Annotated in this window: 13 protein-coding genes; 5 read left to right on the top strand and 8 right to left on the bottom strand. The window is 62.2% G+C overall.

The window, feature by feature from the left end; genetic code table 11:
* Window positions 1-52 precede the first annotated feature (52 nt).
* Window positions 53-1,168, top strand: a complete 1,116-nt coding sequence (ald, locus tag EN807_RS21295) for an alanine dehydrogenase (RefSeq protein ID WP_135936548.1) — start codon at window positions 53-55, stop codon at window positions 1,166-1,168.
* 202 nt (window positions 1,169-1,370) lie between these two features.
* Entirely contained in the window at window positions 1,371-2,669 is a 1,299-nt protein-coding gene (locus EN807_RS21290) for an outer membrane beta-barrel protein (RefSeq protein ID WP_135936547.1), read from the top strand.
* A 238-nt stretch (window positions 2,670-2,907) separates the two neighbouring features.
* On the opposite strand, the gene EN807_RS21285 is transcribed toward EN807_RS21290, so the two are convergent.
* The 7 genes from EN807_RS21285 to EN807_RS21255 all read right to left on the bottom strand — a co-directional run bounded on the left by EN807_RS21285 (window position 2,908) and on the right by EN807_RS21255 (window position 8,498).
* Window positions 2,908-3,330 carry a DUF1203 domain-containing protein gene (locus tag EN807_RS21285; protein WP_246684256.1) on the bottom strand — a complete coding sequence of 141 codons (423 nt, stop codon included), beginning with the start codon at window positions 3,328-3,330 and terminating at the stop codon, window positions 2,908-2,910.
* 122 nt (window positions 3,331-3,452) lie between these two features.
* Window positions 3,453-4,259, bottom strand: a complete 807-nt coding sequence (dapB, locus tag EN807_RS21280; protein WP_135936545.1) for a 4-hydroxy-tetrahydrodipicolinate reductase — start codon at window positions 4,257-4,259, stop codon at window positions 3,453-3,455.
* Between the two features lie 349 nt (window positions 4,260-4,608).
* Window positions 4,609-5,166: an OmpA family protein gene (locus EN807_RS21275; RefSeq protein WP_135936544.1), complete on the bottom strand. Its 558-nt coding sequence runs from the start codon at window positions 5,164-5,166 to the stop codon at window positions 4,609-4,611.
* Window positions 5,167-5,264: 98 nt separating this feature from the next.
* Entirely contained in the window at window positions 5,265-5,828 is a 564-nt protein-coding gene (locus EN807_RS21270; protein WP_135936543.1) for a GNAT family N-acetyltransferase, read from the bottom strand.
* A complete protein-coding gene (gene sseA / locus EN807_RS21265; RefSeq protein WP_135936542.1) occupies window positions 5,828-6,685 on the bottom strand; it encodes a 3-mercaptopyruvate sulfurtransferase in 858 nt (285 codons plus the stop codon). Before sseA ends, EN807_RS21270 begins: the two co-directional genes overlap by 1 nt.
* Window positions 6,686-6,720: 35 nt before the next feature.
* Entirely contained in the window at window positions 6,721-7,464 is a 744-nt protein-coding gene (locus EN807_RS21260; protein ID WP_135936541.1) for an alanyl-tRNA editing protein, read from the bottom strand.
* Window positions 7,464-8,498: a cysteine synthase A gene (locus tag EN807_RS21255; RefSeq protein ID WP_135936540.1), complete on the bottom strand. Its 1,035-nt coding sequence runs from the start codon at window positions 8,496-8,498 to the stop codon at window positions 7,464-7,466. Before EN807_RS21255 ends, EN807_RS21260 begins: the two co-directional genes overlap by 1 nt.
* Window positions 8,499-8,723: 225 nt before the next feature.
* On the opposite strand from EN807_RS21255, the gene EN807_RS21250 reads away from it, so the two are divergent.
* Complete coding sequence (locus EN807_RS21250) at window positions 8,724-9,545, top strand: SDR family oxidoreductase (protein ID WP_135936539.1); 822 nt, start codon at window positions 8,724-8,726, stop codon at window positions 9,543-9,545.
* 92 nt (window positions 9,546-9,637) lie between these two features.
* Window positions 9,638-10,612, top strand: a complete 975-nt coding sequence (locus EN807_RS21245) for an alpha/beta fold hydrolase (protein ID WP_135936538.1) — start codon at window positions 9,638-9,640, stop codon at window positions 10,610-10,612.
* 100 nt (window positions 10,613-10,712) lie between these two features.
* On the opposite strand, the gene EN807_RS21240 is transcribed toward EN807_RS21245, so the two are convergent.
* A complete protein-coding gene (locus EN807_RS21240) occupies window positions 10,713-12,125 on the bottom strand; it encodes a DEAD/DEAH box helicase (RefSeq protein WP_135936537.1) in 1,413 nt (470 codons plus the stop codon).
* Window positions 12,126-12,516: 391 nt separating this feature from the next.
* On the opposite strand from EN807_RS21240, the gene EN807_RS21235 reads away from it, so the two are divergent.
* On the top strand, window positions 12,517-14,049 hold the full coding sequence (locus tag EN807_RS21235; protein ID WP_135936536.1) for an acyl-CoA carboxylase subunit beta: 1,533 nt from the start codon (window positions 12,517-12,519) through the stop codon (window positions 14,047-14,049).
* Window positions 14,050-14,184: the final 135 nt, after the last annotated feature.

The raw sequence follows: 14,184 nt of genomic DNA, 5'->3' as shown, positions 1-14,184 counted from the left end.
TCTCTAAACAGGGATCGTGCCTCAAAAGGGCCGGATCAGGAGGAGAAAAAAGATGCGCGTCGGCTGCCCCCGGGAAATCAAGAACCACGAATACCGCGTCGGCCTGACGCCGGGCTCGGTCCGCGAATATGTCGCGCATGGCCACGAAGTGCTGGTCGAGACCGGCGCCGGCGCCGGCATCGGCGCCGACGACAACGCCTATCGCGCAGCTGGCGCCACCATCGCCAAGACGGCCGCCGACGTGTTTGCCAAGTCCGACATGATCGTCAAGGTCAAGGAGCCGCAACCCGACGAATGGGTTCAGCTCCGTGACGGCCAGATCCTCTACACCTATCTCCATCTCGCGCCGGATCCGGAGCAGACCAAGGGCCTGCTGGCCTCGGGCGTGACGGCCATCGCCTACGAGACCGTCACCGACGACCGCGGCGGCCTGCCGCTGCTGGCGCCGATGTCGGAAGTCGCCGGCCGCCTGTCGATCCAGGCCGGCGCCACCGCGCTGCAGAAGGCCAATGGCGGTCGCGGCGTGCTGCTCGGCGGCGTGCCCGGCGTGCTGCCCGGCAAGGTCACTGTGCTCGGCGGCGGCGTCGTCGGTCTGCATGCCGCCCGGATGGCGGTCGGCCTCGGCGCCGACGTCACCATCATCGACCGCTCGATCCCGCGCCTGCGCCAGCTCGACGACATCTTCGCCGGCCGCGTCCACACCCGCTACTCGACTGTCGAGGCGCTGGAAGAGGAATGTTTTTCGGCCGACATCGTCGTCGGCGCCGTGCTGATTCCAGGTGCCGCCGCGCCGAAGCTCGTTTCCCGCGAGATGCTGTCGGGCATGAAGAATGGTTCGGTGCTGGTCGACGTCGCCATCGACCAGGGCGGATGCTTCGAGACTTCGCACGCCACAACTCATGCCGTGCCGACCTATGAGGTCGACGGCGTCATTCACTATTGCGTCGCCAATATGCCGGGTGCAGTGCCGGTCACTTCGGCCCACGCGCTCAATAACGCAACGCTGCATTACGGCCTGCAGCTCGCCGACAAGGGCCTGAATGCGCTGATCGACGATCATCATTTGCGCAACGGCCTGAATGTCCACAAGGGCAAGATCACCAACCGCGCGGTGGCCGAAGCACTCGGCTATGAGTTGGTCGAGCCGAAGGCCGTTCTCGCAGCCTGAACCCGCCGCTCAATCCTCTGCCGACCGAGCCGCCGACGCCCTCGGCGGCTCTTTTTCCACGAGCAAATTTCACGGTTTGCGATTAGCTGACCGGCTTTGCCCGCCTTGCTTGCAATGTGTCTTTCCTGTGGCTTTTTTGTTACAGCCGCCAGCCTGGGCAGGTGCTAGACGGGTGGTGGGTTCATTCAAAAAGGTAGGGGCAATGACCAGCAAACGAATAGCAAAATCTCTTCTTCTTGGCGCAGTTTCCGTCCTGGCGCTCGGATCGGTTGCTCATGCCGCCGACGCGGTTGTGCCGGTCGTCGAGACGTCGGCCTTCAACTGGAGTGGCATCTATGTCGGCTTTGGCGTTGGCGCCGGCGCCAATGTCCACGAGCTCAGCAGCGATCTGCTTCCTGGCTTCTCGTTCAACGGCATTGGTGGTGAAGGCGTATACGGTGAACTGACCGTTGGGTACGACTATATGGTGTCGCCGCGCTTCCTGATCGGCGGACTTCTGGATGCCCATGCCGGCAACATTGAAACCACGCTCGATGTTGCTGGTTTCGATGCTTCGGTCCGCGAGACCTACGGTTTCGACGCTGGTTTGCGGCTTGGTTACCTCTTCACGCCAAACACTTTGGGCTATGTGCTCGGCGGCTATTCCTGGCAAAAATACAAATTCGACACGAACGCTGGTTTTGATTTCGATTGGGACCAGAGCGGCTACTTCGTCGGAGCTGGCGTTGAAACGGCCATCAACAGTAACTGGACCATCAAGTCAGAATATCGCTATACCCGCTTCGGTACTGAAAACATTCTTTCCGAGTTCGGTATACCGGACGGCGTCCTCGACACGGATACGTCGCGGCATACGTTCCAGGTTGCTGCCAACTATCGCTTTGGCGCCCAGAATGGAGGCGTCGCCTCTTTTGAGGCTCCTGCCTATAATTGGACCGGCTTCTACGTCGGCGGCGCCGCTGGTGCGGGCGCGTCGGTGCATCAGATCGACGTTCCGCCGGCTGGCGACCTCGAGTTCAACGGGATCGGTGGCGAAGGCGTGTTCGGCGAATTGAACGTCGGCTACGACCATGATTTCGGCAGCTGGGTCGCAGGCGTCATGGTGGATGCCCGCTACTCCGGCATGACTTCGGAGTTGGAAGTTCCGGGCGGATCGATCAATCTGGATACTGATTACGGTTTCGATGTACTTGCCCGTGTCGGTATGAAAGTCAACGAATCAACCCTCGCCTACGTGCTCGGTGGTTACAGCTGGCAGCACTTCGATCTGAACGCGTCTTCACCCATCGGCGATATCCTCGATTGGGACTCCAGCGGCTTCTCGGTGGGTGGTGGTCTGGAAACGGCTATGTCCAGCAACGTGACCGTCGGCCTCGAGTACCGCTATTCGCAGTTCTCCGAGAAGGATTTTTCGTCGGATCTTGGGCTGCCGGACGATACTCTCACCTCCACGCCTTCGTTCCATACCGTCCGCATCGGTGCGAAGTACAAGTTCAACTAGAACCGTCCAGACAACAGTCAAAGCCCGCCGGTCATTCCGGCGGGCTTTTTCTTTGGGCGGAAGAAATGCGGGGCGGACAGCGCGGGCAACAAAAAAGCGGAGCCAAAGCCCCGCTTCCTCTGATATCGAGACTTCCCGCCGGTTCATCCGCGGTCGGCAAATCGATCGACAATCATTCCGTAACGCGACAATGCGACAGGCGTACGACAGCTGCGATGGATGAATACCGCCCGAATCGTCACGCGCGCTCGATACGGCACTGGTAGCAATTGTTGCGCGCCGAGCGGACATGCACATAGGCGATCTCGTCGCGTTCGAACAAGATTTCGGCCCGCGCCGCGATGGCGCCCGTCGGAATGACGCCGCCGCTGCCATAGACGATGCGGTCGTCCCTGCCGTAGCCGCGCACGATGTAGTCGGCGCTTTCGAGCATTTCTGGAAGCGCCTCGGCTTTGGCAGCGCGCTCGCATTCTTCGGCATGCAGAAAGATCGGCCCGGTCTCGGCGTAGGGCTGCAATTTCGGGAATGGCCGGTAAGCCAGGACGAGATAGGCTTCTCCAGCGACCACGTTCTTCAGGCAGTGGCGGCAGGGCACGCCGTCACCGTCGGATATTTTCCGCTCTGGTATCAGGCCATATGCGTCCGGCGCGCCGCGCTGCAAGGCTCTGACATCTTCCGTGGGCAAGCCTTTTGAACTGGATGGTCATCGCGAAATCTCCGGTGTCGTCGACCGAAATTACGCCGCTGCGCCAGCGTCTCCCACCCGATTCCTGCCAATTTGGATCAGTCCATCAAGGCATCGAGGCCGCGCACCAGCCCTGTGATCTCCGGTACCCGCCTGATAGCGAGCAGCGTGCCGGCCACGTAAGGAGCAGCGGACGAGCCGGCATCATGACGAATCGTCAGCCGCTCGTCGGGCAGGCCGAATAGCGCCTCACAGGACAGGATGTAAGAAGGCAGGCGGAGCGCATGCACCTGCACCCCCTCGCCCGTACCGACCGCCGCACCGCGGGTTCCCGGCACACCCGAGACCTCCGAGACCGGCCGCGCGGTCGAAGCCTTGCGGACATCGGCCAGCGCTTCGGCAAGCTCGCGCGCGGTGCCGGACGGCGCGTCGGGTTTCTTGGCGCTCGCATAGTCGATCACCTCGACATCCGGCACGTATTTCGCCGCCATCAGGGCAAACCGCTTCAACAGCGTGGCGGTGATTGAAAAATTGCCGGCTGCAATGACGCCGACACGATTGGCGCGCGCTGCAGCGTCGATCTCGCCGAAATCGGTCGCACCCAGCCCCGACGTGCCTATCACAACGTGCCGCCCTTTTTCTATGGCCAGCAGCGCATGGTCTTTCACCACATGCGGCTTGGTGTAGTCGACCAGCACGTCCGACGGCACCTCCAGCGCCTCGGCCAAAGAGGCGGAAACGGTGATGCCGTTGGCAGGCATCCCAATCAGGAGGCCGGAATCCTGCCCCGCACCGCTGCGTGACACAGCCCCGGCCAGTGCCATGTCGCCTTGCGCCCCGATTGCCGGCACCAGCGCCTTGCCGACCCAGCCGGTCGCACCAGCCATCACCACCCGTACCGTCATCGTTTGGTCCTCCATCACCATTGGAGCGCCACGCGTCCGTTTTGGACGCGCAAAGGACGCTCCAACATTTGAATCTACGCATCGTGCTTTCCGAAAATCGATCCCGATTTTCGGGCCGATGCGGTAGGCTTTGACCGACAGCGATATGTAAAGAGCGCGGCTCATTCAAGCCAGGCTCTTTTCCGGGTGTTGATCCAGACCGCGGGGACTGAGCCTGTTTCGAAGATCGCAGTGGCGAGTCAGATGATGGTGTCTTCGAGAACCGGAGCGGCGCGGACATTCAGGTCCGTGAGCACCGGAAGCGCAGAAGACGCCTACAGATGGCCGCCAATGCGGATTTCGGACAGGCTCAGCGGATGAAGTCGTCGAAGCGGCGGAGCGTCACCCGGCGATTGCGCCAATTCTCGTTCTGCGTCTGCACGAGCAGGAATTCCTCGCCGTAGCCGACGGTTTCCAGCGTATAGCCCGGCACGCCGAATTCGCGCACCAAGGTGCGCCTGAGCGAGGCGGCGCGCTGTTCGGACAGGATCTGGTTCGATTGGAAGGAGCCAACCGCGTCGGTATGGCCTTCGATCAGCACGCGGGCGCCGGGGTCGCGCCGCAGGATGCGCTGAAGCGCATCGGCGATGTTTTCGATCTTGCCATATTGCGATTCGGAGATGGCCGCCGAGCCAAAGGCGAAATTGATCGACTGGATATCGATCGAACGGGCCATGCGCCGCAGGTCCGGCCGCCTCTTGAATTCCCGGATGGTGACGCGCTGGTTCGGGCGCAGCTTAACGCGGGGCGCAGCCTCGAGCTGACGCTCGATCGTCGCCGCCGAAGGCGTGGTTGCCTGAGCGGCGGCAAGGGTCGGCATGGCGAGGGCCGCAACCAGCGCGGCGGCAAATGTGCGTCGAGTCAGCATGTCTTTTCTCCTTCGGCTCGGCCGCATTGATGGTGCCGGCAAGATGGCGAAGACAAGCTGAAGCATTGATGAACAATAGGTTCAGTTTGCGGAGAAAATCATGGCCGCATGACACTGGCCGCACGCTCGGCGAAGGTCATTGGATGCACGATCTCCTTCTTTTGCGCGACCGGTGCAAAGCCGAGCTTCTGGTAGAGCGGCAATGCCGCCGGATGGTCGAGCGTGCAGGTCTGCACTGTCACCCGCCTTGGACCGTGCGACCAGGCGGCGGCGATCGCCGCACCCAGGAACCAGCGGCCGATGCCTTGGCCGGTCGCGTGCTCCATCATGCCGAAATAGGCAAGTTCCACTTCTTCCGGCAGATGCGGCTTTAGGTCAAAGAAACCGGCCGGCGACCCATCGAGATACAGCACCCTGATGTCGCGGTCCTCGCGATGGATGCCTGCAGAAAGCTCCTCGTCGCTCAGCCTCAGCACGTTGACCCAGTGCCATTTGCGGCCTACCCGATCCATCAGGTAGCGGTAGAAATGCAGCGGAATGTCCTTGGTCTTCAGCAATGCGATCTGGCGGTTGTACGGCACCGGCGGCGAGTAGGCCGGCGGCGCATGCATTTCGAGAAACGTCACCGTGACCTCGATGTCTTCAAGCGCTCCGTTTTCCATCACTGTCGATCCTTGCCCGTCACGACGGGCGTATCGCCAAGCCCACCCCATTCCGTCCATGAACCGTCGTAGAGCCTGTTGTCGGTATGGCCAAGCGTCTCGAGCGCCAGCGTGATCGCCGCCGCAGTGATGCCTGAGCCGCAAGTGGTGACAACCGGCTTCGACAGGTCGATACCGGCGTCCTCGATCACCTTGCGCAATCGGTCTTCCGACAGCAGCTCGCCGTTCTCGGCAAGCGCCGAGAACGGCACGTTGTGCGCGCCGGGCATATGGCCTGAGCGGACGCCGGCGCGAGGCTCCGGCTCGGTACCGGCAAACCGGCCAGGCGAGCGCGCGTCGGCGATCTGGCTTTTCCCGGTCTCGACGATCCGGCGCATATCGGCCAGGCTGGCAACGCGGGCGGCATCGAAGTCGGCATGAAACACGCAAGGCGCGATCTTCGTCGGCTCCGCCGTCACCGGCCGTCCAGCCGCTTTCCAGCGGTCGAAGCCGCCGTCCAACACGTAGACCTGGAACACCCCCATGACACGGAACATCCACCAGGCGCGCGGCGCCGAGAAGAAGCCCGGACCGTCATAGACCACGATGGTGTCATCGGCCGAAATGCCCATGGCGCCGACATATTGGGCGAAATGCTGCGGCGACGGCAGCGTGTGCGGCAGTGGGGAATCGGGATCCGAGATCGCATCCTGATCCAGGAAACGGGCGCCTGGAATGTGCGCTGCGTCATATTCGGCGCGCGCGTCGCGCTTCTGCGCCGGCAGATACCAGGACGCGTCGACGATGGTCAGGCCAGGCTCGCCGAGGCGCTTCTGCAACCAGTCCGCATCGACGGTGAAAGGGCTGTCTTCGGCCATTCTTCTTCTCCTGCCCGCCTTTGACAATCTGTTTATCAGGCCGGTGGCATCGGTCCAAAGCGTATTCGGAAGCGTCGGTTCTCGCGACCCTTCTTCTCGATCTTGCCGATATGGATCTCGCCGACTTCTCCAGTGCTCTTCACATGGGTGCCGCCGCAAGGCTGGCTGTCGATCGAGGCGTTCTCGCCAATGCAGACCAGTCGGATCTTGCCCGTGCCGACGGGTGGCCGAACATTTTTGGATTTCACCAGCGCCGGATTGGCCGCCAGTTCCTCGTCGGTGATCAGCCTGACAAAGACCGGGTGGTCGGCCCGCACCAGTTCCATCAACCTGGCCGTCACGTCTTCCCTGGTGAAGCCGGCATCCGGGATGTCGAAGTCGACACGGCTGTCGTCCTCGGAAACCGAGGCGCCGGTGATCGGGAACGGGCAGACGACGGTCAGCAAATGGCAGGCTGTGTGCATGCGCATCAGCAGATGCCGCCTCTCCCAATCGACGGCGAGCTTTATCGGTTCGCCGACCTCGAGCACCGCCTGCTCAGGCAACGCCACATGAATGATCTCGTCCTTGGTCTCACCGGTGATGGTGGCGGCAACAGGGGTCAGGCTGCCATCGGCGCGTTCGAGGGTGCCAGTGTCGCCCGGCTGCCCGCCCGACGTGGCATAGAAGATCGTCCGGTCCAGAATGATGCCGCCACGATCGTTGACGGCGACAATCGTGGCATCGGCCGTCCTGAGATAGGCGTCGTCGCGAAACAGCGCTTCCGTCCTGTAAGCCATCACGCAACCTTTTCGAACGGCACCGAAATTGTGCTCCGCTGTTCCATCCAGCCCGGTACCGGCAGCTTCTTTTGGCGCAGGAATTCAGGGTTGAACAATTTCGACTGATACCGCGTGCCGTAGTCGCAAAGCACGGTCACGATGGTGTGGCCGGGGCCCATCTCACGCGCCAACCGGATCGCGCCGGCAATGTTGATGCCGGTCGAGCCGCCGACGCACAGACCCTCCTCCTGGATAAGGTCGAAGACGATCGGCAGTGCATCCTCGTCCGGAATCTGGAAGGAGAAATCCGGCATGAACCCTTCCAGATTGGCGGTGACCCGCCCCTGCCCGATGCCTTCGGTGATCGAGCTGCCTTCGGATTTCAGCTCTCCGCTGGTGTAGAAACTATAGAGCGCCGCACCCAGCGGATCGGCGAGCGCGATCTTGACGTCCTTGCTCTTGGACTTAAGCCCGAAGGCGATGCCGGCCAGTGTTCCGCCGGAGCCGACCGCCGAGACGAAACCGTCGACCTTGCCGCCGGTCTGGGCCCAGATTTCTTCCGCTGTGGTGCGGGTATGGCCGTCACGGTTTGCGACGTTGTCAAACTGATTGGCCCAGATCGCGCCGTTCGGCTCGGACCGGGCCATCTGCTCGGCTAGACGGCCCGACAGTTTCACATAATTGTTGGGGTTCTTGTAGGGAACGGCAGGCACCTCGATCAGCTCGGCCCCGAGCAATTTGATCGTGTCCTTCTTCTCCTGGCTTTGCGTCTCGGGGATGACGATCACGGTGCGGTAGCCAAGCGCCTTGGCAACCAGCGTCAATCCGATGCCGGTATTGCCGGCTGTCCCCTCGACGATGACCCCACCCGGCCTCAAGAGCCCGCGCTGCTCGGCATCGCGGATGATGAACAGCGCGGCACGGTCCTTGACCGACTGGCCCGGATTCATGAATTCGGCCTTGCCCAGGATCTCGCAGCCGGTTTCTTCCGAGGCTTTGTTGAGGCGGATCAGAGGCGTATTGCCGATCGCTTCGATCACAGAACGGGGCATTGGAGATTCCTTTATGCTTGCGGCGGAACCCTAGAAACCCGAAGCTTCGGTTTCAAGGCAAGAATTTGCCTGGTCCAGCGGCATTTCTGGGCTGCAATGTCCTAAAATAGACCTTGCGTTCCGCCATTCATTGAAGCTCCCCATTGAAAAGCGCTCTTTTCATCCGATTTCTTCACCGCTAGAGCACAGGCTAAGAAAAAGTCGCAGGGCATAGCAGGGCATGACATGACACTCTATCGGGCCAACCCGAAGCACGGCGTCGCCTGGATAACGGGCGGCAGCAGCGGCATCGGCCGTTCACTGGCCAAGGACCTTGCGGCGCAAGGCTATGCCGTCGCGGTGACGGCGCTCGACGAGGATCCGATCGACACGCTTGTTGTCGAGACGGCGCAGATGCCGGGCCATGTCACGGCCTATCCTTGCGACGTCACCGATGAGAGACGCATGGCAAAGACGGTCGCAGCGATCGAGAAGGATCTTGGCCCGATCGTCTTGGCCGTCTTCAATGCCGGGAGCTATATTGCCACCGCTGGCGAAGACCTCACCGTCCGTGGATTTCGCCAGTCTTTCGATGTCAATTATTTCGGCATCATCAACGGCCTGGTGCCGGTCATCGAACGCATGCGCGTCCGCGCCCGCGGCCATATCGTCCTAGTCGGTTCGGTCACCGCTTATTTCGGCTGGCCGACCACCGCCGCCTATGGCGGCACCAAGGCGGCGGTCAATATCCTCGCAGAGTCGCTGAAATACGATTTCGACAAGATGAACGTCCGCATCCAGGTGATAAATCCGGGCTTCGTCGACACCCCGCTGACTGAGAAGAATTTGCTGCCGATGCCCGGGTTGATGCCCGTCAATCGCGCCTCGCGCCGCATGGCGCGCGGCATCAAGTCCGGCGGCTTCGAAGTCACCTTCCCGCGCCGCTTGAGCTGGGGTCTGAAGCTGCTCAGAATCCTGCCGAGACCGTTCTGCCGATGGGTCGTCAGCACCGCGACCCGCTGGAAGGCGCGTGCGCTGAATTTCGACCGCAAGCCGCCGAGCGAATAGACCGGCCATCAAGTTGCCGGTCCCGCGGGCGGGACGTCGTTGCCTGTTTGCCATCGCGGCCATAGGTTGAAAATTGTTGCGTGGAGTCTGCGATGGGGCGACGAATCGTGCTTGCGGTATTGGGTCTCGCCGTCATTCTTTTTCTTGCCTTCGTGCTTGGCCCGCGCGTCCAAGCCGACACCACGATCCGCTTCGATCCTTCCGTGATCGGCGATGACCCGCAAGCCTATCTGGTACGCAAGGAGGCTGCCGTATCGGGCATCTACGACGGGCTGGAAAAGGAAATCATCTGGGCCGATCCGATGGTTCATGCCAGGACGCCGCTGTCGATCGTCTATATCCACGGCTTTTCGGCGTCGAAGGGCGAGGTTCGTCCGCTGCCGGACGAGGTGGCCGACCAACTCGACGCGAACCTTTACTACACCCGCCTCACCGGCCACGGACAGGGCGGTGCCGCCATGGCCGAAGGCAGCGTCAACGCCTGGATCAACGACTACGAGGAAGCGCTCGCCATCGGCCGGGCGATCGGTGACAAGGTGATCGTCATCGCTACCTCGACCGGCGGCTCGCTGGCAGCCTGGGCTGCGACGCAGCCGGACGCATCGGAGGGGATGGCGGCAGTAGTGTTCATCTCGCCGAATTTCGGCGTCAAGGCTTCCGGCGCCGAACTCCTGACCATGCCGTGGGGCCGAGAGATCGCCGAGCTGGTCGCCGGCAAGGAGCGCAGCTTCGTGCCACGCAATGCGCTGCACGAGAAATTCTGGACCCACCGTTATCCGATCGCGGCGACCCTGCCGATGGTGGCGCTGACCGAGCTTGCTTATGGCGCGCTGGTGGAGAAGGCGACCATCCCTGCCCTCTTCATCTTTTCGGATTCGGACAGGATCGTGCGGTCCGACCGCACGCGCGAAATCGCCGGGCGCTGGGGCGCCGCGCACGAACTGGTGCCAGTCGACGATACCGGTGATCGGGACAACCACGTCATTGCCGGTGACGCGCTGTCGCCAGCAACCACAGCTTTCCTCGCGCAGCGCATTGTCGTGTGGGTACAGGCGGTGGTGAAGTAGATCTCAGGCGAAAAAGGCGACCGAAGCATCGCTCCGATCGCCTTTACAATTGTGAGCAGCCGAGCCGAGCCCAACAGGCTCGGCTGGATGCGCTATCTGATTACGCAGCCCGCGCTGCTGGCCGCTTGCCGCCGAAACGACGCTTGTTGTTGCCCTTGAACGGCTTGGCGCCTTCCGGCTTACGCTCGCCGGCGAAGGCCTCGCCGAAGCGCTTCTTGCCATTGTTCTGGCCGCCTGGCCGCCTGCCGTCGCGACGACCATTGCGGTCGTTGGCCGGCTCGAAGCTGCGCTCGTTCTTTTCGGCGGGATTGCGCTGCGGATCGGGGCTGCCGAGATGGTCGGCAACGATCGGCAGCTTGGTGCGGATGATCCGCTCGACCTGGCGCAGCTTGCTGTTCTCGGACGGGTCGCAAAGCGTGATGGCGATGCCGTCCATGCCGTTACGGCCGGTGCGGCCAATGCGGTGGACGTAGCTTTCGGCTTCATCCGGCAGGTCGAAATTCACGACATGGCTGATGCCGGGCACGTCGATGCCGCGCGCCGCGATGTCGGTGGCCACAAGAATGCGCACCGAACCCTCGCGGAAATCGTTGAGCGCCTTCTGGCGGGCGTTCTGCGACTTGTTGCCGTGGATGACGGCGGCCTTGAAGCCGTCGCGCTCGAGGTCCTTGGTCACCCTGTCGGCGCCATGCTTGGTGCGCGAAAAAATGATCACGGACTTCATCGCCTCGTCGGCGAGCATGTTGGACAGCACCTGGCGCTTCTGCTTGGTGCGGGCAAAGACGACGCCCTGCACGATCTCCGCCGCCGCGGTGCTTTGCGGCGCGACTTCGACGCGGATCGGGTTCTTCAGCAGGCCCTTCGCCAGTTCGGCGATTTCATTGGGCATGGTGGCCGAGAACAGCACCGTCTGGCGGTCGGGCGCGGTCGCCTTGGCGATGCGCTTGACGTCGTTGATGAAGCCCATGTCGAGCATGCGATCGCCTTCGTCGAGCACCAGCCATTTGGTGTCGGCAAGCACGAGGTCACCCTCGCGCACCAAGTCGGTCAGCCGGCCGGGCGTGGCGATCAGGATGTCGACGCCGGGAGCAACCTTCTTCACCTGGCTGAAGCGCGAAACGCCGCCAAGCACCAGAGCGGTCGAGACATGCGCGCCCCTGGCGAGGATCTTGATGGTGTCCTCGATCTGCACGGCGAGCTCGCGCGTCGGCGCCAGAATGAGCGCACGCGTCGTCTTCGGCCGGCGCTTGGTACCAAGCGCGATGATCTTGGAGAGGATCGGCAACGCGAAGGCAGCGGTCTTGCCGGAGCCGGTCTGGGCGATGCCAAAAATGTCGCGGCCTTCCATCTGCGGCGGGATCGCCTGCATCTGGATCGGCTTCGGCTCGGTAAAGCCGGCGGCATGAGTCGCCTTGAGCAGAGCGCCAGTAATTCCAAGGGCTGCGAAACCGGTGAGTTCCGCAGTGTTACCGGTCGAGGTGGTGTTACCGGCTAAGGTGTTTTCGTTGGTCAAAATAGTCTTCTTTCACGCGGCCTGTAGCCGCAAACATCGATGGCGGCTGGGCGCAACCTGCCGTCGAGAAAATTGATATGAAACGACAAGGCGGGCGGACGTAAAGGTCCACTCGGCTGCGCTGTCGTGCCCGCAGGCATCATGCCACGGGGCTTTTTCGCCACCTTGCCGATCAACGGGAAAGAGGGAAAACAGACGCAACCAGTCTCATTCGTCGAGAAGGCCGGATACTCCCGGCCCAAGCGCCTATGTCGCCGCATATGGCCCAGTTCGCCGCGAAATGCAAGGGGCGTTATGTTGCAGCGCAGCGAAAGCCATGGCGAAGCGGCGCTTGCGCTCCCCTGCCGCCGTGATTACCACAATTCAGCTTTCCGTTTTTGAGGATCGACCGATGAAGGACGTGCTGAAGGAACTCGAGCGCCGCCGCGACATGGCGCGCATGGGCGGCGGCCAGGCCCGCATCGACGCTCAGCACAAGAAGGGCAAGCTCACCGCGCGCGAACGCATCGACGTCTTTCTCGACGAGGGCTCGTTCGAGGAGTTCGACATGTATGTCGAGCACCGCTCGACCGATTTCGGCATGGAGAAGAGCAAAATCGCCGGCGACGGCGTCGTCACCGGCTGGGGCACCGTCAATGGCCGCCCGGTCTATGTCTTCGCCAAGGACTTTACCGTGTTCGGCGGCTCGCTGTCCGAGGCCCACGCCGAAAAGGTGGTCAAGGTGCAGGAGATGGCGCTGCGCAACCGCGCACCGATTATCGGCCTCTACGACGCCGGCGGGGCCCGCATCCAGGAAGGCGTGGCAGCACTTGGCGGTTATGCCGAGATATTCCAGCGCAATGTGCTGGCCTCCGGCGTTATCCCGCAGATTTCACTGATCATGGGCCCTTGCGCCGGCGGCGACGTCTATTCGCCGGCGATGACCGACTTCATCTTCATGGTGCGCGACACCTCCTATATGTTCGTCACCGGGCCGGACGTGGTGAAGACGGTGACCAACGAAACGGTGACTGCCGAGAGCCTCGGGGGCGCCTTCGTCCACACGACCAAGTCCTCGATCGCCGATGGCGCCTACGACAATGACGTCGAGGCGTTGCTGCAGATGCGCCGGCTGGTCGATCTGCTGCCTGCCTCCAATACGGCGGATATCCCCGAGATCGAATGCTACCAGTCGGTCACCGATCACGATCTGTCGCTCGACCGGCTGATCCCCGACAACGCCAACAAACCCTACGACATCAAGGAGTTGATCCTTAAAGTTGCCGACGAGGGTGATTTCTTCGAGATCCAGCAGAGTTTTGCGAAAAACATCGTCACCGGCTTCGGGCGCGTCGAAGGCCGCACGGTGGGCTTCGTCGCCAACCAGCCGATGGTGCTGGCCGGCGTGCTCGATTCCGACGCCAGCCGCAAAGCGGCGCGGTTCGTGCGCTTCTGCGACTGTTTCTCGATTCCGATCGTCACCTTCGTCGACGTTCCAGGCTTTCTGCCCGGCACCGCGCAGGAATATGGCGGGCTGATCAAGCACGGCGCCAAGCTTTTGTTCGCCTATGCCGAAGCGACCGTCCCGAAGATCACCGTCATCACCCGAAAGGCCTATGGCGGCGCTTATGACGTGATGGCGTCAAAGCATCTGCGCGGCGACATGAACTATGCCTGGCCGACGGCCCAGATCGCGGTGATGGGTGCCAGGGGCGCGGTCGAGATCATCTATCGCAAGGACATCGGCGATGCGGAGCAAATCGCCGCACATACAAAAGCTTACGAGGATCGCTTCCTGTCGCCCTTCGTCGCCGCCGAGCGCGGCTATGTCGACGAGGTGATCATGCCGCATTCGACCCGTCGCCGCATTGCGCGAGCGCTCAGGATGCTGCGCAACAAGGATATGCAGAATCCCTGGAAGAAGCACGACAACATCCCGCTGTGACATCGCTGATGTCGCGCCTGGTCCTTTACACGGGAGAGCACTTCGGCAGGTTTGCCGTCCTGCTTTTCGTTCTGCCGCTTTTCTGCCCGGTGCTCCTCTGGCTGCTGCTCCTTGACCGGCATCCGCTCGCGGTTA

The organism is Mesorhizobium sp. M5C.F.Ca.ET.164.01.1.1 (assembly GCF_004792125.1).
GTDB lineage: Bacteria > Pseudomonadota > Alphaproteobacteria > Rhizobiales > Rhizobiaceae > Mesorhizobium > Mesorhizobium wenxiniae.
The sequence above is the reverse complement of the archived record's forward strand: the minus strand, read 5'-3'. Positions and strand labels throughout refer to the sequence as shown.